This window comes from Pseudomonas sp. LBUM1662 (genome assembly GCF_059695915.1).
On the sequence record NZ_CP166793.1, the window covers coordinates 3,820,554 to 3,841,027 of the forward strand.

Genomic DNA, 20,474 nt, shown 5'->3' on the forward strand with positions numbered 1-20,474 from the left:
GCGAGGCTTGCCCGCGAAGAGGCCGGCCCAGACAACACGAATACCAATGCCCACCAGAGGCATCACCTCAATTAACCGTGAGGCCAACACCGTGATCAAGACCCTGAACCACCTTCCGCATCCCTACGAGAATGCGGCCGCCCTCGCCGGCCATTTCACCGACCTGGCACCGCCACTCAACGACCGTCAGGCGCATCTGGAAGCCTCGCGCTGCCTGTATTGCTACGACGCGCCGTGCGTGAATGCCTGTCCGAGCGAGATCGATATTCCGTCGTTCATTCGCAATATCCATCAGGAAAACGTCCAGGGTGCCGCGCAGAAAATCCTCTCGGCGAACATCCTCGGCGGCAGCTGCGCCCGGGTGTGCCCGACGGAAATCCTTTGCCAGCAAGCCTGCGTGCGCAACAACGACCATGAGTGCGCACCGGTATTGATCGGCCTGTTGCAGCGTTACGCGGTCGACAACGCGCACTTCAGCGAACACCCCTTCCAGCGCGCCGCCGCCACCGGCAAACGCATCGCGGTGGTCGGCGCCGGCCCGGCCGGGTTGTCCTGCGCTCACCGCAGTGCGATGCATGGCCACGACGTGGTGATTTTCGAGGCCCGGGAAAAGGCTGGCGGCCTCAACGAATACGGAATCGCCAAGTACAAACTGGTGGACGACTACGCGCAGAAGGAACTGGATTTTCTTATGGCGATTGGCGGCATCGAAATCCGTCACGGGCAGAAACTCGGCGAGAACCTGACCCTCAGCGAACTGCATCAGCAATTTGACGCGGTGTTCCTTGGCCTCGGCCTGGCCGCCAGCAAACAACTCGGCTTGCCTCACGAAGACGCACCCGGCCTGCTCGCTGCCACCGATTACATCCGCGAACTGCGTCAGGCGGATGACCTGAGCCAACTGCCGCTGGCCGATCATTGCATCGTCCTCGGCGCCGGCAACACGGCCATCGACATGGCCGTGCAAATGGCTCGCCTCGGCGCTCGCGACGTAAATCTGGTGTACCGCCGCGGCGTCGAGGAAATGGGCGCCACCGGCCACGAACAGGACATCGCCAAGGCCAATCAAGTGCGCCTGCTGACCTGGGCACAACCTGAAGAAGTGCTGCTCGATGACCAAGGCAACGTGCGCGGCATGCGCTTCGCCCGCACGCATCTGGTAGACGGTCGTCTGCAAACCACCGGCGACACCTTCGAACTGGCTGCCGACGCGATTTTCAAAGCCATCGGCCAGGCCTTCGATGCCAGCGCCCTCGCCGATCCGCTGGCACGCGAACTCATGCGCCAAGGCGATCGAATCCAGGTCGACGAACAACTGCGCACCAGCATTCCCGGCGTGTATGCCGGTGGCGATTGCACCAGCCTCGATCAGGACCTCACCGTGCAAGCCGTGCAGCATGGCAAACGGGCGGCCGAGGCCATCAACGCTCAACTGATGCTCAACGTGGAGGCTGCGTAAATGGCCGATCTCTCGATTGTCTTCGCGGGCATCAAATCCCCGAATCCGTTCTGGCTGGCCTCCGCGCCGCCGACCGACAAGGCCTACAACGTGGTTCGCGCCTTCGAGGCCGGCTGGGGTGGCGTGGTCTGGAAAACCCTGGGTGAAGACCCGGCGGCGGTCAACGTGTCGTCGCGCTACTCGGCGCTCTTCGGTGCCAACCGTGAAGTGGTGGGCTTCAACAATATCGAGCTGATCACCGACCGCTCGCTGGAGATCAACCTGCGGGAAATCACCCAAGTCAAAAAAGACTGGCCGGACCGCGCGCTGATCGTTTCCCTGATGGTGCCCTGCGTCGAAGAGTCGTGGAAATTCATCCTGCCGCTGGTGGAAGCCACCGGCGCCGACGGCATCGAGCTGAACTTCGGTTGCCCCCACGGCATGCCGGAACGCGGCATGGGCGCGGCGGTCGGCCAGGTGCCGGAGTATGTCGAGCAAGTCACCCGCTGGAGCAAGACGTATTGCTCGCTGCCGGTGATCGTCAAGCTCACGCCGAACATCACCGACATCCGCGTGGCGGCCCGAGCAGCCCATCGAGGCGGTGCCGATGCGGTGTCGCTGATCAACACCATCAACTCGATCACCAGCGTCAACCTGGAGCGCATGGTCGCCAATCCAGCCGTGGGCAGCCAAAGCACCCACGGCGGTTATTGCGGCTCGGCGGTGAAGCCGATTGCGCTGAACATGGTCGCCGAAATCGCCCGTGATCCACAGACCCAAGGCCTGCCGATCTCCGGCATTGGCGGCATCGGCAGTTGGCGCGATGCCGCGGAATTTATCGCCCTGGGCAGCGGCTCGGTGCAGGTGTGCACGGCGGCGATGCTGCATGGCTTCCGGATTGTCGAGGAGATGAAGGACGGGTTGTCACGCTGGATGGACAGTCAGGGTTACGCCAGCATCCCGGAGTTTTCCGGTCGCGCGGTGGGCAATACCACGGACTGGAAGTACCTGGACATCAACTATCAGGTGATCGCGAAGATTGATCAGGAGGCGTGTATCGGTTGCGGGCGTTGCCACATCGCTTGCGAAGACACCTCGCACCAGGCGGTGGCCAGCCTGAAGCAGGCGGACGGGACGCATAAGTACGAAGTGATTGATGACGAGTGCGTGGGCTGCAACCTATGCCAGATCACCTGCCCGGTGGAGGATTGCATCGAGATGGTGCCGATGGAGAACGGCAAGCCGTTTCTGGATTGGAATCATGATCCGCGGAATCCGTACCGTGTTGCGGTTTGATATTTAAGATCAAGATCAAGATCAAGAGATCGCAGCCTCGTTTCACTCGACAGCTCCTACAGGGAAACGCATTCCAATGTAGGAGCTGTCGAGTGAAACGAGGCTGCGATCTTTTGATCTACGGCTCCAACCCGATCCCCCGCAATATCACACTCGTCACCGTCTGCACCGCCCGCTCGAACTGCATGTCCGACAGCGGCTGATGATCATTGAGAATATTCACCTGATGATCAAAGTCCGCGTAATGCTGGGTCGAGGCCCAGATCATGTACAGCAGGCTTGAAGGCTCCACCGGCAGGATGCGTTTGTCATCGACCCACTGACGGATTTTCGCTTCTTTCATCTTGGCCCAGTCGTACAGGCTCTCGTCCAGCGCCACGCCCAGCGTGGGCGCGCCGTGGATGATTTCGTTGGCCCAGACTTTCGAGCCATAAGGCCGGCTGCGGGAGTGGTTCATCTTGGCGCGGATGTAACTGCTGAGCACCACGCGCGGGTCATCGAACATCTCGAAGCACAACGCGTCCTGCTTCCAGACTTCCAGCAAACCCAACAGCACCGCGCTGTACAACTCGGTCTTGGTGCTGAAGTAGTAATGCAGGTTGGAGCGCGGCAGTTGTACTTCGGCGGCAATGTCGGCCATGGCGGTGCCGCCGAAGCCTTTTTCGGCGAAGACCTTTTCGGCCCCCAGCAGAATCTTCTCGACGTTACTGCGACGAATCTCGATCTTGTGATTGCCCATGAGGGCTCCCTGACAACAGCGTTGGCCAAGACTAGCATCCGCTCTACCTCGCGGCGACCAGGGAAAACGAAACTTCGTTTACAAGGGTGCTCGCAGGTAAACTGGCGCCTCTTCGAACTTGCCTCTGAGGTATTCACGATGCTGCTCAAGAAAGCCCTGACCACCGCCGCCCTGCTCGGTTCGCTGCTCGCCGCCTCGTCGGTGTTTGCCCATGCCCATCTGAAAAGCCAGACCCCGGCCGCCGACAGCACCGTGGCCGGGCCAACGGAATTGCGCCTGGTGTTTTCCGAAGGCGTCGAAGCGACCTTCACCAAGGTCACGATCAGCAAGGACGGCGCCGATGTGCCGGTGAAAAACCTGGCCACCGAAGGCAGTGACAAGAAGACCTTGATCGTCACGCCAGCCGTGCCTTTGACGGCGGGAGCCTACAAAGTCGAATGGCATGCGGTGTCGGTCGATACCCACAAAAGTGAAGGCGCCTACAGCTTCAAGGTTGGCCAGTAATTCATGATCAGCGCGATGGTGCTGTGCCGCTTTCTGCATTTCACCGTGGTGCTGATGCTGTTCGGGGCCTGGGTGTTCAGGCCTTTGCTGTTACGCCGTGACACGGTGCTGGATCAACCGCTGGCGCGAGTGACCCGATTGCTCGCGGCGGTGGCGCTGGTCACTGGCGTCGGCTGGTTGCTGCTGATCACCGCCAGCATGGCGGGTGCCTGGGACGCGGCATTCGATCCGTCGACACTGCGGCTGGTCTTGGGCAATACGTTTTTCGGTCAGGTCTGGCGCTGGCATCTGCTGTTCAATGTCCTGTTGGTGGCGCTGCTGCTGACGCCTTGGCGCTCCAGTCATCCCCTGCGGATCGGCCTCGTCAGTCTGCTGCTGGCGACCCTCGCCCCGATCGGTCATGGCGCCATGCTCGACGGCCTTCAAGGCCAACTATTGATCCTCAATCAAATCATTCACCTGACCTGCGTCGGCGCCTGGCTGGGCGGGTTGATGCTGTTGGTGATGATCCTGCGGCAACCGGCAAACCATGACATACGCGCCATGCTGCAGCGTTTCAGTGGCGTCGGTTACGCCTTGGTCGCCGGGCTGCTGGTGACCGGTTTGATCAACGTTCGCGTACTCACCGGGCAGTTCTGGCCGACGCCGTTGCTGTCCGGATTTGCGTTGATTCTGCTGATCAAAGTGGTGTTGGTGGCCATGATGCTGGGGTTGGCGATGTTCAACCGACTGCGGATCAAGGAATGCGAGCAACGCCTGGCGGCACTGAAAACCAGCGTTATCGTGGAATGGTTGCTGGGGATTGGCGCGGTGGCGGCGGTTTCCCTGCTGGGCACCCTGCCCCCGATGATGGCTGGCTAAACACAGGTCTAATGTGGGAGCGGGCTTGCTCGCGAATACGGTGTGTCAGTTAACGTTGATGTCGACTGACACACCGCATTCGCGAGCAAGCCCGCTCCCACAGGGGATTTGGCAGCACATCCCAAGTCATCGTATAACTTCTGATTGACAATCCCTGAAAGCCCCGCAAATAATCGCCCCATGTTGTACGACGACGTATGACAAAAAATAAAAACAACAAGAAAAAAGGGAGCGTCACTGTGAGCAAACTCGTCCGCAATTCCTTCGCCAGCACCCCTCGCCCGACCTTCGTACGCCGCCACACCCTGAGCCTGATCGGTTGCAGCAGTCTGGCCTTTGCCTTGCCCATGACCAGTCATGCAGAAGGTTTTGTCGATGACGCCAAAGCCACGCTGAACCTGCGCAACGCCTATTTCAATCGCAACTACACCAACCCGGCCTACCCCCAGGGCAAGGCTGAAGAGTGGACGCAAAACTTCATCCTCGACGCCAAGTCCGGGTTCACCCCAGGCCCCGTCGGTTTCGGCGTGGATGTGCTGGGCCTGTACTCGCAAAAACTCGATGGCGGCAAAGGCACGGGCGGCACACAGCTGCTGCCGATCCACGACGACGGCCGCCCTGCCGACAACTTCGGCCGCATGGGCGTGGCGCTCAAAGGCAAAATCTCGAAGACCGAATTGAAGGTCGGGGAATGGATGCCGGTGCTGCCGATCCTGCGCTCCGACGATGGCCGCTCGCTGCCGCAAACCTTCCGTGGCGGCCAGGTGACGTCCACCGAGATCAGCGGCCTGACGCTCTACGGCGGCCAGTTCCGCCAGAACAGCCCGCGCAACGATGCGAGCATGGAAGACATGTCCATGAACACCAAAGCCGCGTTCACCTCGGACCGCTTCAACTTCGGCGGCGGTGAATATGCCTTCAATGAAAAACGCACTCAGGTCGGCGTCTGGTATTCGGAACTCAGCGATATTTATCAGCAGCAATATTTCAACCTGAGCCACAGCCAGCCGATCGGCGACTGGACCCTGGGCGCCAACCTCGGCTACTTCATCGGCAAGGAAGACGGCAGCGCCTTCGCCGGCGACCTGGACAACAAAACCGCGTTCGCCATGCTCTCGGCCAAGTACGGCGGCAACACTTTCTACGTCGGCCTGCAAAAACTCAGCGGCGACGATGTCTGGATGCGGGTCAACGGCACCAGCGGCGGCACGCTGGCCAACGATAGCTACAACTCCAGCTACGACAACGCCAAGGAAAAATCCTGGCAGCTGCGCCACGACTACAACTTCGTCGCCCTCGGCGTTCCCGGCCTGACGATGATGAACCGCTACATCAGCGGCGATAACGTCCACACCGGGACAATCACCGACGGCAAGGAATGGGGCCGCGAATCGGAACTGGCCTACACCGTGCAAAGCGGTCCGTTGAAGAACCTCAACGTCAAATGGCGCAACGCGACCATCCGCAAGAGCTTCAGCACCAACGAATTCGACGAAAACCGGATTTTCATCAGCTATCCGATTTCGTTGCTGTAAGGCGTTTTTTCTGGCTGGCTCAAACCTGTGGGAGCGGGCTTGCTCGCGAAAGCGGTGTAATGAGCGAAATTGATGTTTCCTGGCACACCGCTTTCGCGAGCAAGCCCGCTCCCACAGGGTAAGTGTGAAGTACAGAGCGATGCAGCACTGCGATGACCCTCCGTCATTTTCAACCAAAGTCGCGTTGACAAGACTCGGAAAGCCTTACGATACTTCGACACAGTCATACGACAACCTACAACAATAATTGCGTACACAGGGACTTCCATGACCAGCACTCCTACAGCCCCTTTCAATCGCCTGCTGCTGACCGGTGCCGCCGGTGGCCTGGGTAAAGTCTTGCGCGAAAGCCTGCGCCCTTACGCCAACGTCATTCGCCTGTCAGACATCGCCAACATGGCCCCGGCCGTCGATGACCGCGAAGAAGTCGTAACTTGCGATCTGGCGGACAAGCAGGCCGTGCATCAACTGGTCGAAGGCGTGGACGCGATCCTGCATTTCGGCGGTGTATCGACAGAGCGCTCGTTCGAAGAAATCCTCGGTGCCAACATCTGCGGCGTCTTCCACATCTACGAAGCCGCGCGCCGCCATGGCGTGAAGCGGGTGATCTTCGCCAGCTCCAACCACGTCATCGGTTTCTACAAGCAAGGTGAAACCATCGACGCCCACTGCCCTCGCCGCCCGGACAGCTACTACGGTTTGTCCAAGTCCTACGGCGAAGACATGGCCAGTTTCTACTTCGATCGCTACGGCATCGAGACCGTCAGCATTCGCATCGGCTCCTCGTTCCCGGAACCGCAAAACCGCCGAATGATGAGCACCTGGCTGAGCTTCGGCGACCTCACCAAACTGCTCGAACGCGCGCTGTACGCGCCGAACGTCGGCCACACCGTGGTCTACGGCATGTCCGATAACAAGAACGTCTGGTGGGACAACCGTTTCGCGACCGCCCTGGGGTATGCGCCTCAGGACAGCTCCGAAGTGTTCCGCGAAAAAGTCGAAGCGCAGCCGATGCCCGCCGCTGATGACCCGGCCATGGTTTACCAGGGTGGAGCGTTTGTGGCGTCCGGCCCGTTCGGTGACTGAACCCGCTGACCTCACTTGATCCCCACAACAAAAACCCAAGGGAATGAGTTGCCATGCAAGCCGAATTGATTGTCGATGCCCGAAACGCGGTCGGTGAAAGTCCGGTCTGGGTCCCGGAGGAAAACGCCCTGTATTGGGTGGATATTCCTGCCGGTGGATTGCAGCGCTGGAGCGCCGACAGCGGTCATGTCCATGCCTGGACTGCCCCGGAAATGCTCGCCTGTATCGCCCGCCACAGCGATGGCGGCTGGGTGGCCGGGATGGAAAGCGGGTTCTTCCATTTGCAACCGCACAACGATGGCAGCCTTGACAGCGAACTGCTCGCGCACGTCGACCATGCCCGTGTCGACATGCGCCTGAACGACGGTCGCTGTGATCGTCAGGGGCGTTTCTGGGCCGGCAGCATGGTGCTGAACATGGGCGCCAACGCCGCCGATGGCACGTTGTATCGCTACAGCGCCGGGCAGCGTGGGCCGCTCGAAGCACGGCTCGACGGCTTCATCGTGCCCAACGGCCTGGGCTTCAGCCCGGACGGCCGGACGATGTATTTGTCCGATTCCCATCCGCTGGTGCAGCAGATCTGGGCCTTCGATTACGACATCGACAGCGGCACACCGTCCAATCGGCGGCTGTTCGTCGACATGAATCAGTTCCCCGGCCGCCCCGACGGCGCCGCCGTCGATGCCGAAGGTTGCTACTGGATTTGCGCCAACGACGCCGGGCTGATTCACCGTTTCACCCCGGACGGCCGACTGGACCGATCCCTCGCCGTCCCCGTTAAAAAACCCACCATGTGCGCCTTCGGTGGCAGTCGACTGGACACGCTGTTCGTGACCTCGATCCGCCCCGGTGACGACCATGATCCCCAGTCACTGGCCGGCGGCGTGTTCGCGCTCGACCCCGGCGTCAAAGGTTTACCGGAACCGCTGTTCAACGACCCGCTTTAACGGCTTCTGCTGCACCGCTGCGCCTTGAATACAAAAAAAATAACAAACTGGAGACACCCCCATGGACTTCAAACGCACCTTGCTCGCCGCTGCACTCCCCTTGGCCTTCACCCTCAGCAGTGCCGCCCAGGCGCTGGAAATCAAATTCGCCGACATCCACCCCGCTGGTTACCCGACCGTAGTGGCCGAAGAGCAACTGGGCAAAACCCTGGTGGCCGACAGCAACGGCACGCTGACTTTCAAGATGTTCGCCGGCGGTGTGCTCGGCTCGGAAAAAGAAGTGGTTGAACAAGCCCAGGTCGGCGCCATCCAGATGGCCCGGGTCAGCCTCGGCATCGTCGGGCCGGTGGTGCCGGACGTGAACGTGTTCAACATGCCGTTCGTGTTCCGCGACCAGGCGCACATGCGCAAAGTCATCGACGGTGAGGTCGGCGACGAGATTCTCGACAAGATCACCAACTCCGGATTCAACCTGGTCGCCCTGGCCTGGATGGACGGTGGCACGCGCAACATCTACACGAAAAAACCGGTGCGTAAACTTGAAGACCTCAAGGGTATGAAAATCCGCGTGCAAGGCAACCCGATGTTCATCGAAACCATCAACGCCATGGGCGGCAACGGCATTGCGATGGACACCGGCGAGATCTTCAGCGCCTTGCAGACGGGCGTGATCGACGGTGCGGAAAACAACCCGCCGACCCTGCTTGAACACAACCACTACCAGAACGCCAAGTTCTACAGCCTGACCGGGCACCTGATCCTGCCTGAGCCGATCGTGATGTCGAAAATCACCTGGGACAAACTCACCCCCGAGCAGCAAGTGCTGGTGAAGAAAACCGCCAAAGCCGCACAGGCGCAGGAACGCACCTTGTGGGATGCAAAATCGGCCAGCAGTGAGGAAAAGCTCAAGGCAGCCGGCGTCGAGTTCATCACCGTCGACAAAAAACCTTTCTATGAGGCCACCGCCTCGATCCGCGAGAAATACGGCGCGCCTTACGCCGACCTGATCAAGCGCATCGAAGCCGTTCAGTAACCCTCCCTGCCCTCATGAAAGGCCCGGCGCCGTTGACGTTGGTGTATGTCAGCGCGCGCCCGGTTACGGTGGAACCCGATGAAGAATCTGCTACTACGCATCAACGACAGGATTTACATGACCTGCATCTGGGTCGCCGGTCTGTCGGTCCTGACGATCTCCCTGATCATTCCCTGGGGCGTCTTCGCCCGCTATGTACTCGGCACCGGCTCCAGCTGGCCGGAGCCCACCGCTATCTTGCTGATGATGGTCTTCACCTTCATCGGCGCCGCAGCCAGTTACCGCGCCGGCGCGCACATGGCGGTGGCGATGCTCACTGATCGCATGGCCCCCGAGTTGCGCAGAGCCATGAGTATTTTCTCCCAGCTGTTGATGGCGACCATTTGCCTGTTCATGGCGATCTGGGGCACCAAGCTGTGCCTGTCGACCTGGAATCAGTTCATGAGCGCGATGCCGACGTTGCGCGTCGGCATCACCTACATGCCGATCCCTGTTGGCGGGTTGCTGACGCTGATCTTTGTATTGGAAAAACTCTTGCTCGGTGACCAGAGCAACCGTCGGGTCGTGCGTTTCGACCTGGTTGAAGAAAGCGAAGGGGCTGCCTGAATGGACGCGTTGATTCTGTTGGGCAGTTTTATTGCGTTGATCCTGATTGGCATGCCGGTCGCCTATGCACTGGGGCTTTCCGCCCTGATCGGTGCGTGGTGGATCGACATCCCGTTCCAGGCGCTGATGATTCAGGTTGCCGGCGGGGTGAACAAATTCTCCTTGCTGGCGATTCCGTTCTTCGTCCTGGCCGGCGCGATCATGGCCGAGGGCGGCATGTCCCGGCGGCTGGTGGCGTTTGCCGGCGTGCTGGTCGGGTTTGTCCGTGGCGGCTTGTCGCTGGTCAACATCATGGCTTCGACCTTCTTTGGCGCGATCTCCGGCTCATCGGTGGCTGACACGGCCTCGGTCGGTTCGGTGCTGATTCCAGAGATGGAACGTCGTGGTTATCCCCGTGAATTCGCCACGGCCGTGACAGTTAGCGGCTCGGTGCAAGCCTTGCTGACCCCGCCAAGCCACAACTCGGTGCTCTATTCCCTGGCCGCGGGCGGCACGGTGTCGATTGCGTCGCTGTTCATGGCCGGCGTGGTCCCGGGTTTGCTGATGAGCGCGTGCCTGATGGTGCTGTGCCTGATCTTCGCGAAAAAGCGCAACTACCCCAAGGGCGAAGTCATTCCCTTGAAGCAGGCGCTGAAAATCTGCGGTGAAGCGATGTGGGGCCTGATGGCCATGGTCATCATCCTCGGCGGGATCCTCTCGGGTATTTTCACCGCCACCGAATCGGCGGCGATTGCGGTGTTGTGGTCGTTCTTCGTGACCATGTTCATCTACCGCGACTACAAGTGGAGCGAGCTGCCGAAACTGATGCACCGCACGGTGCGGACGATTTCGATCGTGATGATCCTGATTGGCTTCGCAGCGAGCTTCGGCTACATCATGACGCTGATGCAGATTCCGGCGAAGATCACCACGATGTTCCTGACCCTGTCGGACAACCGTTACGTGATCCTGATGTGCATTAACGTCATGTTGCTGCTGCTCGGCACCGTGATGGACATGGCGCCGCTGATCCTGATCCTGACGCCGATCCTGATGCCGGTGATTCTGGGCATTGGCGTGGACCCGGTACAGTTCGGCATGATCATGCTGGTGAACTTGGGGATCGGATTGATTACGCCGCCGGTGGGCGCGGTATTGTTTGTGGGGTCGGCCGTGGGCAAAGTCAGTATCGAGAAAACCGTGAAAGCGCTGCTGCCGTTCTACGGCGTGCTGTTCCTGGTGCTGATGGCCGTGACCTACATTCCGGCACTGTCGCTGTGGTTGCCGCATTTGGTGTTGTAAACCCGTTCTGTAGGAGCCAGGCTTGCCGGCGAAAGCGTCCTTGAGTGCGCCTTCGCCGGCAAGCCTGGCTCCTACAGAAAGCCTGTTCACCCATTACCGAAAAAGCCTTTATATCGCGGGTCAGCATGACACCAAACATTCTAGAACTCACAGACGATCTCACCCACCTCACCCTCGCCCCCGAACTCGGTGGCAGCCTCGTCAACTGGACCGTTCGCAGCACCGGGCAACCGCTGCTGCGCCATAACGACACCCACGCGCTGAACAGCGGCCTGCCGGGCAAACTCGGTTGCTATCCCCTGGTTCCGTGGTCGAACCGCATCGCCCGAGGAGGTTTCGACTGCCCCGATGGCTGGCTCGCCTTGACGCCCAACAGCCTCACCGACCCACTGCCGATTCACGGCAGCGCCTGGCAACAACCGTGGCAGGTGGTGTCGCAGACCCATGACGAAGTCATTCTGCAACTCAACAGCGCTGCCCCCTTCGCCTATCGCGCCCGGCAGCGGTTTCATTTGAGCGAGGGCCGATTGAGTATCGATTTGCACGTCACCCACCTGGCCAAACACCCCGCGTGGCATGGGCTCGGATTGCATCCGTACTTTCCGCGCACCGCCAACACCCGGCTACAGGCCAAAGCGGAAAAAGCCTGGTTATGCGATGGATCGAAACTGCCCACCGAACGGATGGCACTGCCTGCCGAGTGGGACTTTCAGCAACTCAAAGGGCTGCCCGACACACTGGTCGACAACGGTTTCTGCGAATGGGACGGTCATTGCCTGATCCAGCAACCCGAACTCGGTTATGAACTGGAGTGCCAGGCCACCGGCAGCGATTACTACCTGCTCTATTGCCCGGTGGGTTTGGGGTTCTTCTGCATCGAACCGGTCAGCCACCCGGTCAATGCCCACCACTTGCCCGGCCGTCCGGGGTTGCGCTTGCTCGAACAAGGTCAATCCGTCGAACTCGGTTTCAGCCTGCACTATCGCCCGCTGGATCAGCCCAGCATCTGACTCAACACCGCACGCAACTTGCCCGGTTTCACCGGTTTGTTCAGCAGCGGCGCGTCGAGTCGCTGCAACGAACGCCGGCACTGGTCGGTGCGGTCGGCGGTGATGATCACCGCTGGAATCGCCTGACGGAAATGCTCGCGCAAATGCCGCACCACATCACAGCCGACGATGCCGTGATCGAGGTGGTAATCCGCCAGAATCAGTTCCGGCGCCCGCCCCTTCAAAGCGGCCAGCGCTGAGTGTTCATCCGTGGCGATGACCACCTCGCAACCCCACTGCCCGAGCAGCGCGCTCATGCTCTCCAGAATGCTCACTTCGTTGTCCAGCACCAGCAGGCGCCGGCCCGGCAACGGATTGCCCGCGCCCGGCTGTGGCACGGCCAGGCTGATCGGCAGCGGAACCTCATGGGAAATCGGCACGTCGATGCTGAACACCGAACCGCGCCCCGGCCGCGAGTGAACCTGGATCCGGTAATTGAGGATCTTGGCGATCCGCTCAACGATGGCCAGGCCCAGCCCCACGCCCTTGCGATCAGCGGCGCGCCCGACATCCAGTTGATTGAACTCCAGGAAAATCGAATCCAGCCGATCCGCCGCGATCCCGCGCCCGGTGTCCCACACTTGCAGGCGTAGCATGTCGCCACGGCGCCTCGCCCCCAGCAGAATGGCGCCTTCATCGGTATAACGGCAGGCATTGCTGAGGAAGTTGCGCAGGATCCGCGTCATCAGGCGCAAGTCGGTATGAATGGCGTAATCGCCCATGTGCACCCGCAGGTTCAACCCGGCGGCCTCGGCCACCGACTGGAACTCCGAGACCAGCGGCGCGAGCAATTCGTCGAGACGGTACAGCGCGACGTCCGGTTTTACAGCAGCCTGATCGAGCCGGGAAATATCCAGCAAATCAGTGAGCAAATCTTCAGCGCCTTCCAAAGCCTGGTGGGTTCGTTCCACCAGCACCTGCTCGACTTCCGGCAACTTGCGCTCGCGCAACGTCGAGATCAGCAAACGCGCGGCGTTGAGTGGTTGCAGCAAGTCATGACTGGCGGCGGCGAGGTATTTGTCCTTACTGCGGTTGGCGGCCTCGGCGGCGTCCCGGGCGTCACGCAGGGCTTCGGCGATCTGTTTACGCTGGGTGATCTGCTGTTGCAGGTTACGGTTGGCTTCCAGCAGTTCATCGGTGCGCGCGGTGACCCGCTGTTCAAGTTCGTCATTGAGTTGTTGCAGACGATCCTGGGCGAATTTGCGTTCGGTGATGTCGGCGACAAAACCCTCCACCAGCCCGTCCTGATCGGGTTTGAGCAGCAGGTTCATCAGCACATGGAGGCTGGTGCCGTCCTTGCGCCGCAACTGGGTTTCATATCCATGCAGGCTGCGCTCGCGCTGGAGCATTTCACGGATGTTCTCCAGCTCTTGAGCGCCGCCGACAAACAGGTTGCTTGCCAGGTCGGCCAGCGAAAACAACACCTCTTGCGGGTCCTGATAGCCCAGCATCCGCGCCAGCGCCGGGTTGGCGGCACGCATGCCTTCCATGAGGCTGGCCTGGAAGATCCCGTGCACGGCGTTTTCGAACAGCCATTTATAGCGATTGCGCTCGGCTTCCAGCTCGTCCAGCCGCGCGGCGAGTTCCGGGTAATGGCTCTTGCGCGCCGAGTGGCTGCCTAATCCCAGTAGCCCGGCGAGCGCGCGTTGCTGCTCGTCAGAGGGCTTCGCCATAGACGACCTCGACATCACGCTGACTGGATTCGCGCGGATTGGTGAGGATGCACGGGTCGTGCATGGCGTGTTGCGACAGGAACGGAATGTCCGCGGTGCTGACCCCATGTAAACCGAGGGTTTCATGGAAGCCGATCGCATGTTTCAGGGCGATCAGGTGTTCGACCAGACGCCCGCAGATCTGCCGGTGATTGAGGCCACGGCAATCGATGCCGAAAGTCTCGGCGATCACCTTGAAGCGATCCGGCGCCGAGCTGTAGTTGAACGCCACCACGTGTTCCACCAGTACCGCGTTGCACAAGCCATGGGGCAAATCGAGGAACCCGCCGAGGCTGTGGGACATCGCGTGCACCGCGCCGAGGATCGCGTTAGAGAACGCCAGACCGGCCTGCATACTGCCGAGCATGATCTTCTCACGCAGGGCGATGTCGGTCGGGTTGGCGATCATCTGCACCAGGTTGCCGTTGATCAGGCGCATGGCTTCCAGCGCATGCGGGTCGGTCAGCGGTCCGTGGCCGGTGGAGACGAAGGCTTCGATGGCATGCACCAGCGCATCGATGCCGGTACAGGCCGACAGGAACGGATCCATGCTCAGGGTGGTTTCCGGGTCGATCAACGACACGTCCGGCACCACGGCTTTGCTGACGATGGAGAACTTCATGCGTTCTTGCTGGTTGGAAATGATCACGAATTGCGAGACGTCCGCCGAGGTGCCGGCAGTGGTCGGAATCAGGATCAACGGAGGGCTGGGCACGCGGATGGTGTCGACGCCTTCGAACTCAAGGATGTTGCGGCCGTGGGCGACGACGATGCCAATGCCTTTGCCGCAATCCATCGGGCTGCCACCGCCAACCGCGACGATCACATCGCAATGGTTTTCCTTGTACAGCTCGGCGCCGAGCATGACTTCCTCGACCCGCGGGTTGGGCGAAACGTCGCTATAGAGAAAGTAATCGATGCCCTGGGCTTGCAGGCTGGCTTCGACATCGGCCACCCAACCGGCGGCAATCACACCGGGATCGCTGACCACCAATACCTTGCGGGCACCAAAGGTCTTGGCGCAGTTGCCGACGTTGTGCCGGCAACCGGCACCGAAGATGATTTCAGGCGAAACGAATTTACGCAGCTGGCTGAGACTCTGGCTCATTGGAAAGCCTGTTTTTATTGTTTTGAAGGTAGAACCACACTAACCCATCCCCCCGCGAATGCAATCAGACCAATGGATGCCGCTCACACGAGGATTTTGTATTCACCGCAGCCCCCCTGTGGGAGCGGGCTTGCTCGCGAAGGCGTCGGCACATTCGACATCTCTATTGCCTGACACACCGCCTTCGCGAGCAAGTCGAATCGTCGCACCGCCGCTCCCACAGGGATTTGTGTCGTCCTGGATTCAGCCGCGATAGATCAGCCGCGAAGCCTTCTCATTGCGCAACGTCAGGTGCTCCATCCCCTGCCCCGGCGCATCCGCTTCATCGCGAGCCTTGAGGATCACCCCGTGGTGCGCCGACTTGCTGCACACCGGGTCGGCATTCTCGGCATCGCCGGTGAGCATGAACGCCTGGCAGCGGCATCCGCCCAGGTCCTTGTGCTTTTCATCGCAGGAGCGGCACGGCTCTTTCATCCAGTCATCGCCACGAAAGCGGTTGAAGCCAAACGACTCGGTCCAGATGTGCGAAACGCTGTGTTCGCGCACGTTGGGAAACTCCACCGGCAACTGCCGCGCGCTGTGACAAGGCAACGCCGTGCCGTCCGGGGTGATGTCGAGAAACAGGTTGGCCCAACCGTTCATGCAGGTCTTGGGGCGCTCTTCGTAGTAATCCGGGGTGACGAAGATCAGTTTGCAGGGATGACCCTGGGCCTCAAGGCGTTCACGGTATTCGTTGGTGATGCGTTCGGCGCGCTGCAATTGTTCGCGGGTTGGGAGCAGGCCGACGCGGTTGAGCTCGGCCCAGCCGTAAAACTGACAGGTGGCGAGTTCGACGAAGTCCGCCTCCAGTTCCAGACACAGGTCGATGATCTGCGCGATCTGGTCGATGTTGTGCCGGTGGGTGACGAAGTTCAGCACCATCGGGTAACCCTGGGCTTTCACCGCCCGGGCCATCGCGAGTTTCTGTGCGAAGGCCTTGCGCGATCCGGCGAGCATGTTGTTGACCTGCTCGTCGGCGGCCTGAAAGCTGATCTGAATGTGGTCCAGCCCGGCGACCTTGAAGTCGCGGACTTTTTGCTCGGTCAGGCCGATGCCTGAGGTGATGAGATTGGTGTAGTAACCCATGTCCCGCGCGGCTTTGATCAGTTCGGCCAGGTCCTGGCGCACCAACGGCTCACCGCCGGAAAAGCCCAGCTGCGCGGCGCCCATCTCCCGGGCTTCGCGGAACACGCGAATCCATTCTTCGGTGCTGAGTTCCTCGCCCTGCTGGGCGAAATCCAGCGGGTTGGAGCAATACGGGCATTGCAGCGGGCAGCGATACGTCAGCTCCGCCAGTAACCACAATGGAGGACCGGGCGGCTGTTCGATCAGGTTCACAGGGCGATCCCCCGGTGCCAGACATTTTCCGTGGTCACGGTGTGATACGGCGGCCGTCCCAGTTCATAGGCCATGCTCATTGCGTCGAGCATGCTCCACAGCACGTCGAGCTTGAACTGCAAAATTTCCAGCATGCGTTTCTGGCCTTCGACCGTGACGTAGTGCGTCAGGGTGATGCGCAAACCATGCTCGACATCGCGCCGCGCCTGGCCGAGGCGCGTGCGGAAGTAGTCGTAACCGGCCGGGTCGATCCACGGGTAATGGGTGGGCCAGGCGTCGAGACGTGACTGGTGGATCTGCGGCGCGAACAGCTCGGTGAGCGAACTGCTGGCCGCTTCCTGCCAACAGGCGCGACGGGCGAAATTGACGTAGGCGTCCACGGCGAAACGTACGCCAGGCAGCAACAATTCCTGGGAGAGGATTTGCTCACGGTCCAGTCCCACCGCTTCGCCCAGCCGCAGCCACGCTTCGATGCCGCCCTCACTGCCGGGGACGCCGTCATGGTCGAGGATGCGTTGCAGCCATTCACGGCGCACGTCGCGGTCGGGGCAGTTGGCGAGGATCGCAGCGTCTTTCAACGGGATGTTGACTTGGTAGTAGAAGCGGTTGGCGACCCAGCCCTGAATCTGCTCGCGGGTGGCGCGGCCGGCGTACATGGCTTGGTGGAACGGGTGGTGGATGTGGTAGTAGGCGCCTTTGGCGCGCAGGGCTTGCTCGAATTCGCTGGGGGACATCGGGGTGTCGGTCATTGCGGTTCTCCGGATTTCGCGGTGTTACGTCTGACGCCTTCGCGGGCAAGCCTCGCTCCTACAGGTTTTGTGTCGTTTGCCACTCCTGCGTACGGCGAAACCTTGTAGGAGCGAGGCTTGCCCGCGAAGGGGCCATGAGCTACAGCACAAGACTCATGCCATCAAAGGCGACCTCAATCCCCCGCCGCTCCAGCAACGCCCGCTCCGCCGAGTCTTCATCGAGGATCGGGTTGGTGTTGTTAATGTGGATCAGCACCTTGCGCTGGCGACTGAACCCCTCCAGCAGCTCAAGCATCCCGCCAGGACCGCTTTGCGGCAGATGCCCCATTTCACTGCCCAGGCTCTGGCCGACTTCGCACACGCGCATCTCGTCGTCGCGCCACAAGGTGCCGTCCAGCAGCAGGCAATCGGCACGCTGCATCCAGCTCAGGACTTCGTCGTCGATTTGCCCGAGGCCCGGGGCATAGAACACGCTGGCGCCGCTGCGCAGGTCTTCGATAAACAAACCAATGGTGTCGCCCGGTTGCGGATTGCCGCGATCGGGCGAGTACGGCGGTGCATTGCTCACCAAGGGAATCGCGCGAAACTGCAGGTGTTCGCAAGCCGCGATGCTGAACGGTTCACGGTCCAGCCCGACCGGTTGCCACTGCAACCCGCCGTTCCAGTGTTCAAGCATGGGGAACAGGGGAAAGCCGCTGCTCAGGTCTTGATGAACGCGTTCCGTACACCAGACCGAATGCGGACAACCTTCGCGCAGGCTCAACAGACCGGTGCAATGGTCGATCTGGCTGTCCAGCAGGACAATGCCGGCAATCGCGGTATCGCGCAGGCGTCGGGCCGGTTGCAGCGCCGGGAAACTTTCAAGCTGCGCGCGAATGTCCGGTGACGCATTGCACAGTACCCACTCCACACCGTTGTCGCTCAGGGCAATCGACGACTGCGTGCGCCGTTGCGCCCGCAAGCTGCCATTGCGCATCCCGGCGCATTGGCGGCAGTTGCAGTTCCATTGCGGAAAACCGCCACCAGCGGCGGAACCGAGAACGCGGATGTGCATGGGAGGCTCCAGAAGGCAGACCCGGCCAACGCCACGGTTGGCCGGGTGGACAATCAACGGTTGGCGAAATACATCGTCACTTCAAAACCAATGCGCAGATCGGTAAACGCGGGTTTATTCCACATGGGTCAATCCTCTTCTTGTGCCGGGCAATTCCGGTAAAGCCATTAATGCACGGGGCGCCGAGTGATCGAATGCTACTTTGGAACGAGGTGGGGGCGTGCGTTGGTAGGGGGTGCGACGTTCTTCAGAAACACACAAAACCAATGTGGGAGCGGGCTTGCTCGCGAAGGCGGCATCACATTCAACACATTGGTTGACTGACAGACCGCTTTCGCGAGCAAGCCCGCTCCCACAGGGGGTTGTGTGGTGCTTACTAGATCAGAAGAACCCCATCGGGTTGATGTCGTAGCTCACCAGCAGGTTTTTCGTTTGCTGATAATGGTCGAGCATCATCTTGTGGTTTTCACGGCCGACACCGGATTTCTTGTAGCCACCGAACGCAGCATGCGCCGGGTACAGGTGGTAGCAGTTGGTCCAGACACGCCCGGCCTTGATCGCCCGGCCCATGCGGTAGGCGCGGTTGATGTCACGGGTCCACAGGCCGGCGCCGAGGCCGAACTCGCTGTCGTTGGCGATGGCCAGGGCTTCGGCTTCGTCCTTGAACGTGGTGATACCCACCACCGGGCCGAAGATTTCTTCCTGGAACACGCGCATTTTGTTGTGGCCCTTGAGCAGGGTCGGCTGGATGTAATAACCCGTCGACAAGTCGCCCTCAAGGCGTTCGGCCGCGCCGCCGGTGAGCAGCTCAGCGCCCTCCTCCTGAGCAATTTTCAGGTACGAGAGGATCTTGTCGTATTGCTGCTCGGACGCCTGGGCGCCGACCATGGTTTCGGTGTCCAGCGGGTTGCCGCGCTTGATCTTGACGATCTTCTGCATCACCACTTTCATGAAGTCGTCGTAGATCGACTCCTGCACCAGCGCTCGCGATGGACAGGTGCAGACTTCGCCCTGGTTGAAGAACGCCAGCACCAGGCCTTCAGCGGCTTTCTCGATGAACTGCGGCTCGGCTTGCATGATGTCTTCGAAGAAGATGTTCGGCGACTTGCCGCCCAGCTCGACGGTGCTTGGAATGATGTTCTCGGCGGCGCATTTCATGATGTGCGCGCCAATCGGGGTGGAACCGGTGAAGGCAATCTTGGCGATGCGCTTGCTGGTGGCCAGCGCCTCACCGGCTTCGCGGCCGAAACCCTGGACGATGTTCAGCACGCCGGGTGGCAGCAGGTCGGCGATCAGTTCGGCGAAGACCATGATCGACAGCGGCGTCTGCTCGGCGGGTTTGAGCACCACGCAGTTGCCGGCAGCGAGGGCTGGCGCAAGTTTCCACGCCGCCATCAGCAGCGGGAAGTTCCACGGAATGATCTGCCCGACCACGCCCAATGGCTCGTGGAAGTGATAGGCGGTGGTCAGCTCGTTGATCTCGGCGGCGCCGCCCTCTTGAGCGCGGATGCAACCGGCGAAATAGCGGAAATGGTCGGCGGCCAGCGGCACGTCGGCGTTCAGGGTTTCGCGCACGGCCTTGCCGTTGTCCCAGGTTTCGGTGACGGCGAGGATTTCCAGGTTCTGTTCGATGCGGTCGGCGATTTTCAGCAGCACCAACGAGCGGTCCTGAGCCGAGGTCTTGCCCCAGGCATCCGCCGCGGCATGGGCGGCGTCGAGGGCTTTTTCGATGTCGGCGGCGCTTGAGCGCGGGAATTCGGCGATCACTTCACCGGTGACGGGCGAAGAGTTGGTGAAGTACTCGCCATTGACCGGCGGGACGAACTCGCCGCCGATGAAATTGCCGTAGCGCGGTTTGAAGGAAACGACGGCGCCAGGTGTTCCGGGTTGTGCGTAGATCATGGTGGGCCTCTGTCTGGGTCGATGCCTGTCGGGCAAACAGGCGATGAACCGATAGTAGAGAGCCCCGCGCGCCAGACGAATGCGCCGTTGGCAGGGGGACTCTCGTTATTTGGTAGTAGATTTGCCCACATCTACCTGTGGCAAATCTCCCCCTGTGGGAGCGGCGGTGCGACGATTCGACTTGCTCGCGAAAGCGG

The 20,474-nt window shown here is 60.8% G+C and carries 19 protein-coding genes; 11 read left to right on the forward strand and 8 right to left on the reverse strand.

Annotated elements, in window-relative coordinates; genetic code table 11:
* Window positions 1-91: 91 nt before the first annotated feature.
* A complete protein-coding gene (locus tag ACA049_RS17075) occupies window positions 92-1,459 on the forward strand; it encodes an NAD(P)-dependent oxidoreductase (RefSeq protein WP_497336889.1) in 1,368 nt (455 codons plus the stop codon).
* Window positions 1,460-2,734, forward strand: a complete 1,275-nt coding sequence (gene preA / locus ACA049_RS17080) for an NAD-dependent dihydropyrimidine dehydrogenase subunit PreA (RefSeq protein ID WP_497328472.1) — start codon at window positions 1,460-1,462, stop codon at window positions 2,732-2,734.
* Between the two features lie 118 nt (window positions 2,735-2,852).
* Here preA and ACA049_RS17085 read toward each other — a convergent pair whose 3' ends face one another.
* Complete coding sequence (locus ACA049_RS17085; RefSeq protein WP_497328473.1) at window positions 2,853-3,473, reverse strand: TetR/AcrR family transcriptional regulator; 621 nt, start codon at window positions 3,471-3,473, stop codon at window positions 2,853-2,855.
* A gap of 138 nt (window positions 3,474-3,611) precedes the next feature.
* Between ACA049_RS17085 and copC the strand changes: the two genes are divergently transcribed.
* From copC to ACA049_RS17130, 9 genes are all read left to right on the forward strand, one after another.
* Window positions 3,612-3,977 (forward strand): copper homeostasis periplasmic binding protein CopC, encoded by a 366-nt coding sequence (gene copC / locus ACA049_RS17090; protein ID WP_497328474.1) that lies wholly within the window; start codon window positions 3,612-3,614, stop codon window positions 3,975-3,977.
* 3 nt (window positions 3,978-3,980) lie between these two features.
* Entirely contained in the window at window positions 3,981-4,838 is an 858-nt protein-coding gene (copD, locus tag ACA049_RS17095) for a copper homeostasis membrane protein CopD (RefSeq protein WP_497328475.1), read from the forward strand.
* Window positions 4,839-5,077: 239 nt separating this feature from the next.
* Window positions 5,078-6,373, forward strand: a complete 1,296-nt coding sequence (locus ACA049_RS17100) for an OprD family porin (protein WP_497328476.1) — start codon at window positions 5,078-5,080, stop codon at window positions 6,371-6,373.
* A gap of 267 nt (window positions 6,374-6,640) precedes the next feature.
* Entirely contained in the window at window positions 6,641-7,459 is an 819-nt protein-coding gene (locus tag ACA049_RS17105; RefSeq protein ID WP_497328477.1) for an NAD-dependent epimerase/dehydratase family protein, read from the forward strand.
* 53 nt (window positions 7,460-7,512) lie between these two features.
* Window positions 7,513-8,406 (forward strand): SMP-30/gluconolactonase/LRE family protein, encoded by an 894-nt coding sequence (locus tag ACA049_RS17110; RefSeq protein ID WP_497328478.1) that lies wholly within the window; start codon window positions 7,513-7,515, stop codon window positions 8,404-8,406.
* Window positions 8,407-8,467: 61 nt separating this feature from the next.
* Entirely contained in the window at window positions 8,468-9,439 is a 972-nt protein-coding gene (locus tag ACA049_RS17115; protein ID WP_497328479.1) for a TRAP transporter substrate-binding protein, read from the forward strand.
* Window positions 9,440-9,517: 78 nt separating this feature from the next.
* Window positions 9,518-10,045 carry a TRAP transporter small permease gene (locus ACA049_RS17120; protein ID WP_497328480.1) on the forward strand — a complete coding sequence of 176 codons (528 nt, stop codon included), beginning with the start codon at window positions 9,518-9,520 and terminating at the stop codon, window positions 10,043-10,045.
* Window positions 10,046-11,326, forward strand: a complete 1,281-nt coding sequence (locus tag ACA049_RS17125; protein WP_438662143.1) for a TRAP transporter large permease — start codon at window positions 10,046-10,048, stop codon at window positions 11,324-11,326. It begins immediately after the preceding gene.
* 125 nt (window positions 11,327-11,451) lie between these two features.
* Window positions 11,452-12,336, forward strand: a complete 885-nt coding sequence (locus tag ACA049_RS17130; RefSeq protein ID WP_497328481.1) for an aldose 1-epimerase — start codon at window positions 11,452-11,454, stop codon at window positions 12,334-12,336.
* Here ACA049_RS17130 and ACA049_RS17135 read toward each other — a convergent pair.
* The 7 genes from ACA049_RS17135 to exaC all read right to left on the reverse strand — a co-directional run bounded on the left by ACA049_RS17135 (window position 12,321) and on the right by exaC (window position 20,277).
* Window positions 12,321-14,048: a PAS domain-containing hybrid sensor histidine kinase/response regulator gene (locus ACA049_RS17135; protein ID WP_497328482.1), complete on the reverse strand. Its 1,728-nt coding sequence runs from the start codon at window positions 14,046-14,048 to the stop codon at window positions 12,321-12,323. The genes ACA049_RS17130 and ACA049_RS17135 overlap by 16 nt on opposite strands.
* Entirely contained in the window at window positions 14,032-15,195 is a 1,164-nt protein-coding gene (gene ercA / locus ACA049_RS17140) for an alcohol dehydrogenase-like regulatory protein ErcA (RefSeq protein WP_461954414.1), read from the reverse strand. Before ercA ends, ACA049_RS17135 begins: the two co-directional genes overlap by 17 nt.
* Before the next feature lie 243 nt (window positions 15,196-15,438).
* On the reverse strand, window positions 15,439-16,572 hold the full coding sequence (gene pqqE / locus ACA049_RS17145) for a pyrroloquinoline quinone biosynthesis protein PqqE (RefSeq protein WP_010455116.1): 1,134 nt from the start codon (window positions 16,570-16,572) through the stop codon (window positions 15,439-15,441).
* Complete coding sequence (gene pqqC, locus ACA049_RS17150) at window positions 16,569-17,321, reverse strand: pyrroloquinoline-quinone synthase PqqC (protein ID WP_497328483.1); 753 nt, start codon at window positions 17,319-17,321, stop codon at window positions 16,569-16,571. The genes pqqE and pqqC overlap by 4 nt, the downstream gene beginning before the upstream one ends.
* 139 nt (window positions 17,322-17,460) lie before the next feature.
* Window positions 17,461-18,375: a pyrroloquinoline quinone biosynthesis protein PqqB gene (gene pqqB / locus ACA049_RS17155; RefSeq protein WP_497328484.1), complete on the reverse strand. Its 915-nt coding sequence runs from the start codon at window positions 18,373-18,375 to the stop codon at window positions 17,461-17,463.
* A gap of 53 nt (window positions 18,376-18,428) precedes the next feature.
* Complete coding sequence (pqqA, locus tag ACA049_RS17160; protein ID WP_010455123.1) at window positions 18,429-18,500, reverse strand: pyrroloquinoline quinone precursor peptide PqqA; 72 nt, start codon at window positions 18,498-18,500, stop codon at window positions 18,429-18,431.
* A gap of 256 nt (window positions 18,501-18,756) precedes the next feature.
* Entirely contained in the window at window positions 18,757-20,277 is a 1,521-nt protein-coding gene (exaC, locus tag ACA049_RS17165) for an acetaldehyde dehydrogenase ExaC (RefSeq protein ID WP_497328485.1), read from the reverse strand.
* Window positions 20,278-20,474: the final 197 nt, after the last annotated feature.

What these genes read in the sequence shown, in the direction of transcription:
- preA (WP_497328472.1), top strand. Translation starts at nt 1,460, where the DNA reads ATGGCCGATCTCTCGATTGTCTTCGCGGGCATCAAATCCCCGAATCCG.
- ACA049_RS17085 (WP_497328473.1), bottom strand. Translation starts at nt 3,473, where the DNA reads ATGGGCAATCACAAGATCGAGATTCGTCGCAGTAACGTCGAGAAGATT.
- copC (WP_497328474.1), top strand. Translation starts at nt 3,612, where the DNA reads ATGCTGCTCAAGAAAGCCCTGACCACCGCCGCCCTGCTCGGTTCGCTG.
- copD (WP_497328475.1), top strand. Translation starts at nt 3,981, where the DNA reads ATGATCAGCGCGATGGTGCTGTGCCGCTTTCTGCATTTCACCGTGGTG.
- ACA049_RS17105 (WP_497328477.1), top strand. Translation starts at nt 6,641, where the DNA reads ATGACCAGCACTCCTACAGCCCCTTTCAATCGCCTGCTGCTGACCGGT.
- ACA049_RS17110 (WP_497328478.1), top strand. Translation starts at nt 7,513, where the DNA reads ATGCAAGCCGAATTGATTGTCGATGCCCGAAACGCGGTCGGTGAAAGT.
- ACA049_RS17115 (WP_497328479.1), top strand. Translation starts at nt 8,468, where the DNA reads ATGGACTTCAAACGCACCTTGCTCGCCGCTGCACTCCCCTTGGCCTTC.
- ACA049_RS17120 (WP_497328480.1), top strand. Translation starts at nt 9,518, where the DNA reads ATGAAGAATCTGCTACTACGCATCAACGACAGGATTTACATGACCTGC.
- ACA049_RS17125 (WP_438662143.1), top strand. Translation starts at nt 10,046, where the DNA reads ATGGACGCGTTGATTCTGTTGGGCAGTTTTATTGCGTTGATCCTGATT.
- ACA049_RS17130 (WP_497328481.1), top strand. Translation starts at nt 11,452, where the DNA reads ATGACACCAAACATTCTAGAACTCACAGACGATCTCACCCACCTCACC.
- ACA049_RS17135 (WP_497328482.1), bottom strand. Translation starts at nt 14,048, where the DNA reads ATGGCGAAGCCCTCTGACGAGCAGCAACGCGCGCTCGCCGGGCTACTG.
- ercA (WP_461954414.1), bottom strand. Translation starts at nt 15,195, where the DNA reads ATGAGCCAGAGTCTCAGCCAGCTGCGTAAATTCGTTTCGCCTGAAATC.
- pqqC (WP_497328483.1), bottom strand. Translation starts at nt 17,321, where the DNA reads ATGACCGACACCCCGATGTCCCCCAGCGAATTCGAGCAAGCCCTGCGC.
- pqqB (WP_497328484.1), bottom strand. Translation starts at nt 18,375, where the DNA reads ATGCACATCCGCGTTCTCGGTTCCGCCGCTGGTGGCGGTTTTCCGCAA.
- exaC (WP_497328485.1), bottom strand. Translation starts at nt 20,277, where the DNA reads ATGATCTACGCACAACCCGGAACACCTGGCGCCGTCGTTTCCTTCAAA.